Source organism: Armatimonadota bacterium (assembly GCA_020354555.1).
Taxonomy (GTDB): domain Bacteria; phylum Armatimonadota; class Hebobacteria.
Map to the genome: position 1 here is coordinate 3,914,617 of CP070648.1, position 7,281 is coordinate 3,921,897.

Genomic DNA, 7,281 nt, shown 5'->3' on the forward strand with positions numbered 1-7,281 from the left:
CCATCTGCTCTAGGCCACGCTGCAGAATGCACAGCAGTTCGTCGTCGGAGAAACGGCGTCTATAGTCCTGGCTGTAGGTGCAATCCGGGCCCATGAAGAGGCGACGGTCTGCGACGATGGCGCCGAAGAGACCGGCCTGTCCTCCAAGAGTTCGTTCGTAGGCCGCCAGCTTCGCGAGGACGGGCCGGCCGCTACGCACGGCAGTCACCTCCCACTCCTTGAGCAGTTGGTGGCCCTCCGATTCGAAGCCCGGTCGCTGCGCGAGCCAGCGACCGTATGCCTGGCTGTCGGCGACGACGAAGCCGGCTCGCTCGCCCACGCCGTCCGCGGTTAGGGCCGCGTGCAGGGCAGAGAAGAGCGGCAGACTCTCGCTCTGCGTGGAGTAGAGAACGTTCACCGCGCGTACTGTCCGGGGTTGAAGTGGTGCAGGTTGCGGCGCATCCAATCGACGGTGCGCGCCAGGCCGTCACGAAAGGCTACCTGACTGTGCCAGCCGGTGAGCTCTCGGATCAGGCGGTTGTCGGCCAGCAGGCGACTCACTTCACTCTTCTCGGGCCGGATGCGTGCTGCCTCGGTGACGATCTCGGGTGAGCGGCCGACGATTTCGCACAGTAGCCTAGCCGTCTGGCCGATCGACCACTCTTCGCCAGAACCTATGTTGACAACCCGCCCCTGCGCCGCGGGGCACAGCGCCAGCGCGAGCATGCCCTCGGCCGTGTCGGTGGCGAAGTTGAAGTCGCGTGTCGGCTCAAGTGCGCCGAGCTTGAGCTGTGCGGCCTCCGCGAGGAGCTGGCTGGCGATTGTCGGAATCACGGCGCGCGCGGTCTGCCGCGGCCCATAGGTGTTGAAGGGCCGCGCCGTAACCACTGGCATCCCAAACGAAAGGTGGAAACTCTCCGCCATCTTGTCGGCTGCGATCTTGCTCGCCGAGTACGGTGACTGTCCGACAAGCGGGTGGCTCTCGGGAATCGGGACCTGCTGCGCCGTGCCATACACCTCCGAGGTGGAGACATGCAGCAGCCGCGTCAGCGCGTCGCCGTCGCGGCAGGCCGTGAGCACGTTCAGCGTGCCCGTGATGTTGGTGTCTACGTATGACCGCGCGGCTTCGTAGCTGTAGGGAATGGCGATCAGGCTGGCGAGGTGGAAGACGTAATCGCAGCCGCGTACTCCGTGGCGAACGCGTTCAACGTCGCGGATGTCGCCGTTGAGTATCTCGACCTCAGCGAGTGTGGCGGCTGGCAGGTCGCGCAGCCAGCCCAGTTCGTTCCAGGAGTTGTAGTAAACCAGCGCCCGCACGCGGGCACCGGCCGCAACCAAGCGTTCGACGAGGTGGCTGCCGATGAATCCGTCGGCGCCGGTGACGAACACGCGCTTGCTGGCGATGGTCTCGCTCATGAGGGATTGCGTCCTGTGGCGAAGAGGCGGCGTGCCTGCTCGAGTTCTGCAGGGGTGCCAATGTCAGTCCAGTACTCGTGCACCGGGAATACCGACACCGGTCGACCGCTGGCAAGCGCAACCTCGATGAGATCGGTCATGTTTATCACTGCCCGTGGTCGCAGCAGTTCCAGCACTGCCGGCGCGATCGCGTAGATGCCGGCGTTGCACAGAAAGCGCTGCGAGGGCTTTTCGTGCAAGCTGGTGACGCGCGGGCCCTCGCTGCGGATCACCCCGTACGGGATCTCGATGCGATAGTCGACCGCGGCCACGGTGACCTCGGCCTCGTGTTGCAGGTGGAAGGCGAGCAGGCTGCCGAAGTCCGAGTCGGTGACGATATCGCCGTTTATCACGAGGATCGGTGCGGTCGGTCGTTCCGGAAGCAGCGTCAGGGCACCGGCGGTCCCGAGCTTCCGGTCTTCGCGCAAGTAGCGGATATCGAGGCCGAAGTCCCGGCCGTCGCCGAAGTGCTGCTCGATGACATGCCCGAGATAGTTCACCGAAAGGTACACGCGCCTCAACCCGGCCTTGGCCAGGCGCTGGATCTGGCGCTCCAGCAGTGGCACGCCGCCGATGTCGACCATCGGCTTGGGAATTCGCTCGGTGAGGGGGCGCAGACGCATGCCTTCACCGCCGGCCATGATGACGGCGAAAGCGAAGCCACGTGCGTCGCCGGCGTCGTTGGTTGGCGCCAGGTCCGTAAGGTGCACGATGCGAGCGAAGCGCCCTGCCTCGTCCACAAGCGGCACAGCGAGGACATTGCGCCGTCGCATGAGGTCGAGCAGGTAGCCGTCCGGGCTGCCGACCGGGGCGCTCAGCGGCCGCGTGTTCATCGCCTGCTTGACCGGCGTCTCAAGACTACCTCCGGCGAGCAGGCAGCGTCGCACATCGCCGTCCGTCAGCGTGCCGACCAGTCGGCCATCTCTTTCAAGGACCACTGCTATACGTCGCCGGCTCGCTTCGATGGCTCGAATGGCCTCTACCAGCGGTGCCGCAGGATCCAGCACGCGACCACTCATCGGTACCATCCGTCACGCGTTTCGCCGCGCAGCGTCATGCGCTTGCGGATGAGCGCCTGGTCGAGCGGTGTCGTTGCCAGGACGTCGGCGATCTTGGGGCCGGCGTCACCCAACCAGTACGGGTTCTCGGCACTGCGGCAGAGCGCCCGGAACGTCTCGTCGAAAAGGCAGCGGCGCACGGCGGCGACGATCGCGGCCGCGTCGTACCCGGCATCGAGCACATTGTCGCCGCGCAGGCGGCCATCCTGGCGCGAGCCGACGTTCACGGTCGGGCAGGCGAAAGCCGGCGTTTCTTTGAGGCCCGACGACGAGTTGCCGGCACAGGCCACGCGCAGCGACGGGTCGCGTGCCAAGCCGAGGACACCATGGTAGAGGTGGCGTCCCAATGAACGATGCACCTGGACACCGGCCAGATCCTCAGCCCGGAAGGCCTCCAGTCGGCGGATGATGGCTTGCCCGCCGGCATCGTTGTTCGGATACGTGATGACGACCTGGACGCCCTCGGCGGACAGCTTCCGGATCGCGTCCAGCGATGGGGCCAGCTGCGACTCGGACCGATCGAACTCTGTGGTCACCGAGTGCTGCGTGAACAGCACGACCGGGCGCCCGAGATCCAGATCGAGGCGTGCCGCGACCTCGTCGCGTTGCGCAAACCGTCCCTCAGAGATGAGGTCGATGGCCGGAAAGCCCACGGTGTGAACGCGCCAAGGCTCCTCGCCCATCGCCAGGATGCGGTTGGTGGCCTGCGCGTTGGTCGTGAAGTGGAGGTGCGAGAGCTTGGTCATTGCGTGGCGGACCGAGTCGTCCAGCGCGCCGCCTTCCGTCAGATCACCGCCCTCGACGTGCGCGGTTGGGATGTTCATCTGACTGGAGGCAATCACCGCTGCCAAGCCCTCGAAGCGGTCTGCGTAGACGACCATCATGTCGGGCCGGATGCGCGCCAGGGCCTCGCTGATGGCCAATACCCCCGAGCCGATCGCCTGTGCCGTGGCAAACAGTGACGTCGCATCCATCTCGATCTTCACTTCGGCATCGATGCGAAAGCCGTCGCTGCGGATCTCGTCGAGCGTGCGGCCGAAGTTCGGGTCCAGATGCGCTCCCGAGACCAGCAGCCGATAGTCCAGCGCGGGATGCCGGTGGACGGCGCGAAGGATGGGGAACTGCAGGCCGTACTCGGCGCGGTTGCCGGTGAAGACGGCGATGACTCGCTGACTCATTCGATGCTCATTGCCTGGGGTTTCAGCAGCCGCCCGAGGCCTTCGGCCAGTGCTGTGCGCGGTCGCCAAGGCAGCGACGCGCAGGTGTGGCCGATGTCGAGCACGAGCGACGAGGCCGCGCTGGGTTTAGCAGACGTGACGATTGGCCGATGTGACTCGCCAGCGCAGGCGAGCGCAGCGCGGGCGAGTTCGCGCACCGAGGTGCCGACGCCCGTGCCGACATTAAAGATGCCGGAAACGTCGCTCTCGACGAGTGCGACAAAGGCCTCGGCGGCGTCGTCGATCCAGAGAAAGTCGCGCACCGGCGTGTCGTCCTGCACCCACAGCGGACCGGTCCCCGGAATCTGGGAGAGGATTGTGCCCAGCACCGTGCCCCGCGTCACGCTGTGACCGTAGAGGTTCGCCAGGCGCAGGACAGCGCCCCGTGCCGCGAGCACCGACGCCTCGGAACGCAACTTGATTCGGGTGTAGCGGTCCCTGGCTTCGACAGGCATGCCGACGCGACAAGGCATGGCGTGCCGATCGCCATAGAGAACACCCGAGGAGGCGTACACGACGCGTCGGTAGCCGCGGGCCAGTAGCACCTTAAGTGTTGAGGAAGTCTCTTCCTCGTACGCCGATCCAGCGGCCTCCGCTGCGCCGCGATGGGCAATCTCCGCCAGATGAACAAGAGCATCAGCCGCTGGCGCTTCTGCGTAACTGCTAACCCATGTCGCATCGGGTGTCTGGCGTCGGGCCAGCGCCAGCGGCCGATGGCCGGCTGCGCGCAGATGCCGGACGACAGCCCGGCCGACGAACCCGGTTGCCCCGGTGACCACCACTTCCATCAGGACCCCTGCGATGCCGCGGCTGCGAGCGCGGCACGTCTTTGCAGCAGAAACTCGATCAGCGCGAAGTCGAGCTCAGTGTCGATGTCGAAGGCCTTGTGGTCCGGAACTTCGTAGCCCTCGGCGTGCCCGTCCAGCAGGTGCGAGGCCCGCCGCAAGTAATCTGTGTCGAGCACGTAGACGCCGGCAACGTGCTCGTAGACCTTCGGCGCCGACTGCCGGGCCAGGACCGTGCCGCCCTGGGTCTTACTCATCCTGAGTGCGCCATGCTCATCGGGTTCGACGAGGTTGAAGTACGGGTTGCGCCGCGCGGATGCCACGGTGAACACCGCGTCGACCGGCACTCCCCGCGCGCGCAAATCGCGGAAACGGGTGATGGCTGCGCTGACGTCCGACGTCTCGATCAGAGGGTTGGTGCAATCGAGGTCGACAAAGAGCTCGTAGCGGCAGCCATGCATGGCTTCACAGGCTGCAAGCGCGTGTTGCCAGACCTGGAACTTGCCCGTCCCAGACTGTGCGAGTTCGGCAGGCCGCATGAAGGGAACCTCGGCACCGGCGGCACGGGCCACTTCGGCGATCGTCGCTGAGTCGGTGCTGACGACGACACGGTCGATCTCGGGCGCAGCCAGCAAGGTTCGCACGGCCCGTGCGATGACGGGCGTGCCAAGCAGGGGCCGGATGTTCTTGCCGGGCACCCCGACGCTGCCACCGCGGGCGCCGATAACGCAAAGAAGCGGCCCGTTCACTTTGCGATCGGCTCCATGCGCAAGTGAGTGAGGCCGAGCAGACGGAAGGTCGCCGCGAAGTTGGTCGACGAGCGATCGCTCGCCAGAACTCCGCGATCTCGGCGGGCGCAGGGTGTGACAACACCGAGCCCCTTGATTGGACGGCGGCGGACCTTTCGGGTCCCTAGTAGCTGCTGCAGGGCGAAACAGGTGTTGACCCGCTTGTCCATCAGCGCAGCCACCGGCGCCTCGCTCGAGCGAAGCACGTGCTGATAGTCGAAGTCGAAGGTCGGCGTGCCGTCAACCGGGGAGCGGTACTTCGGACCATCCACGAAGACGAACCCGTAGGGTCGGTCGGGTACCGATCGGTAGCGCACGCCGCGGAACATCGAGTACGAGTCCTCCACGGTGTCACTGAGCTGGAAGTCGACGACGGCGCGATAGGTGGCAGGCAAAAGGCGTGTCGCCAGATCGAACCACTCCTCGAACTCCTCCGTCGAGGTAACGGGTTCTCGCATGCCAGTTTCGGCATCGTTGTCGAGCAGGGACTGACCGATGACCAGCGTTAAGACACCCGTGCGGCACTCTAGGACTTCGGAGGGGCGGCAGTGGCGAAGCAAGCCATTTAACGTAGCGTAGTCATGCCAGCCGCAGCCGGTCGACCGCGTTTGCCGCCGGTACTCGTTGAGCAGCGGCCACAAGCTCGCATGCCTGTGCAACACGGCCTTTCCCCGAGCGCGTCGGGCCTTTCGGACCGCGGCCTCGGGCTTGGAGCGCAAGAACGGGGGCATCGGCGCCGACGCGCTCACCGCCACTCGCCGACGATGTCCGACGGCTCGACGTGCACTTCGGCGGGAAGGTCACGGGCCGCGACCCGCCCGACCACTTCGTCGAGCCGATCGGCGAGGATCTTGCCCGTGCCCGGTCGCTTGACCCAGACGTTGTCGCGACTGAAGTGCTCGCCGGCCTTTATGGGTGCAATTGTCACCACGGTGGCATAGGCGAAGTCGATGACCGGCTGTTCTTCGGGCAGCACGGTCTTCGCGCCACCCCGCGCCTGCCAGATCGCCCGGGAGCCGACAATCAGGTCGTGCAGTTCTCCCGGCTCGATGGAGATACCCGTATCGGGGCCGGGCCAGCCGCGTGAAATCGTGAAGTGTTTCTCCAGCAGGCACGCGCCAACGGCTACAGCGCCCAAACAAGTCCAGATGTTCATCGAATGATCTGACAGCCCCACCGGAACACCGGGAAAATGATGCTGTAGGTCCCCGATGGCACCGAGCCGAACCTTTTCGTAGGGCGTCGGATACATGCTGGTGCAGTGCATCAGCGCCAAGGGCGCGCCTTGCCTGCGGATCATCGCTGCGGAGCGCTTTATGGACTCGATGCCGTTCATGCCAGTGGAGAGAATCATCGGCCGGCCCATGCGCGCGATGTGCTCCAACAGAGGCAGGTTGTTGCATTCGCCGGATCCGATCTTGAACGCGGGCACGTCCATCGAAAACAGGCGGTCCGCAGCTTCACGCGAGAACGGGGTCGAAAGGTAGATGACGCCCTTGTTCTTGCAGTATCGCTGCACCTCACGCTCTTCTGATTCATCTAGCTCGCAGCGCTTGATGATGTCCCACAGCTTCTCTCTGGAGATTTCGCCGGGAGTCATGTCCGTGGGCACCATCTCCTTCTCGGTGATATGGCACTGGAACTTGACGACCTCTGCACCGGCCGCCGCCGCCGCGTCCACCAGCTGCAGCGCCTTTTCGAGGCTGCCCTCGTGATTGATGCCGACTTCGGCGATGACGAGTGGCGGGTGCTCCGGTCCGATGCTACGGCCCCCGATCGTGAATGAATTCACCGCTTGCCTCCTGAAGGATGAATGAAGACGATGGCTTGAGCCCAAGCAGCAGTGGCGCGCCGGGTGGAGCTGCAGGCGCTCACCGCCGGTGACGTACCGCTGCTACACGCCGCAACTCGGCGAGCTTGTCGGCCGTAGCGGCGTCGCACTCGGCGATCGCGACGAAACCGCGCACGGTATCGCGAACGAAGTTGAAATCGCGGGTCG

Annotated in this window: 8 protein-coding genes; all 8 read right to left on the minus strand. The window is 65.4% G+C overall.

Annotation, left to right across the window (positions count from 1 at the left end; translation table 11 throughout):
- Positions 1-397: hypothetical protein (locus JSV65_15990; protein UCH34035.1), on the minus strand; the 397-nt coding region annotated here is incomplete at its 3' end.
- On the minus strand, positions 394-1,395 hold the full coding sequence (locus tag JSV65_15995) for an SDR family NAD(P)-dependent oxidoreductase (protein ID UCH34036.1): 1,002 nt from the start codon (positions 1,393-1,395) through the stop codon (positions 394-396). The genes JSV65_15995 and JSV65_15990, both read right to left, overlap by 4 nt.
- Complete coding sequence (locus JSV65_16000) at positions 1,392-2,453, minus strand: nucleotidyltransferase family protein (GenBank protein ID UCH34037.1); 1,062 nt, start codon at positions 2,451-2,453, stop codon at positions 1,392-1,394. The genes JSV65_15995 and JSV65_16000 overlap by 4 nt, the downstream gene beginning before the upstream one ends.
- On the minus strand, positions 2,450-3,670 hold the full coding sequence (gene neuC / locus JSV65_16005; protein ID UCH34038.1) for a UDP-N-acetylglucosamine 2-epimerase (hydrolyzing): 1,221 nt from the start codon (positions 3,668-3,670) through the stop codon (positions 2,450-2,452). Before neuC ends, JSV65_16000 begins: the two co-directional genes overlap by 4 nt.
- Entirely contained in the window at positions 3,667-4,497 is an 831-nt protein-coding gene (locus tag JSV65_16010) for an NAD(P)-dependent oxidoreductase (GenBank protein UCH34039.1), read from the minus strand. The genes neuC and JSV65_16010 overlap by 4 nt, the downstream gene beginning before the upstream one ends.
- Positions 4,497-5,243: an acylneuraminate cytidylyltransferase family protein gene (locus JSV65_16015; GenBank protein ID UCH34040.1), complete on the minus strand. Its 747-nt coding sequence runs from the start codon at positions 5,241-5,243 to the stop codon at positions 4,497-4,499. Before JSV65_16015 ends, JSV65_16010 begins: the two co-directional genes overlap by 1 nt.
- The gene (locus JSV65_16020; protein ID UCH34041.1) at positions 5,240-5,923 is read right to left on the minus strand and encodes a hypothetical protein; all 684 of its coding nucleotides are present in this window, start codon (positions 5,921-5,923) and stop codon (positions 5,240-5,242) included. The genes JSV65_16015 and JSV65_16020 overlap by 4 nt, the downstream gene beginning before the upstream one ends.
- 104 nt (positions 5,924-6,027) lie before the next feature.
- Entirely contained in the window at positions 6,028-7,074 is a 1,047-nt protein-coding gene (locus tag JSV65_16025) for an N-acetylneuraminate synthase family protein (GenBank protein UCH34042.1), read from the minus strand.
- Positions 7,075-7,281: the final 207 nt, after the last annotated feature.

What these genes read in the sequence shown, in the direction of transcription:
- JSV65_16010 (UCH34039.1), bottom strand. Translation starts at nt 4,497, where the DNA reads ATGGAAGTGGTGGTCACCGGGGCAACCGGGTTCGTCGGCCGGGCTGTC.
- JSV65_15995 (UCH34036.1), bottom strand. Translation starts at nt 1,395, where the DNA reads ATGAGCGAGACCATCGCCAGCAAGCGCGTGTTCGTCACCGGCGCCGAC.
- JSV65_16000 (UCH34037.1), bottom strand. Translation starts at nt 2,453, where the DNA reads ATGAGTGGTCGCGTGCTGGATCCTGCGGCACCGCTGGTAGAGGCCATT.
- neuC (UCH34038.1), bottom strand. Translation starts at nt 3,670, where the DNA reads ATGAGTCAGCGAGTCATCGCCGTCTTCACCGGCAACCGCGCCGAGTAC.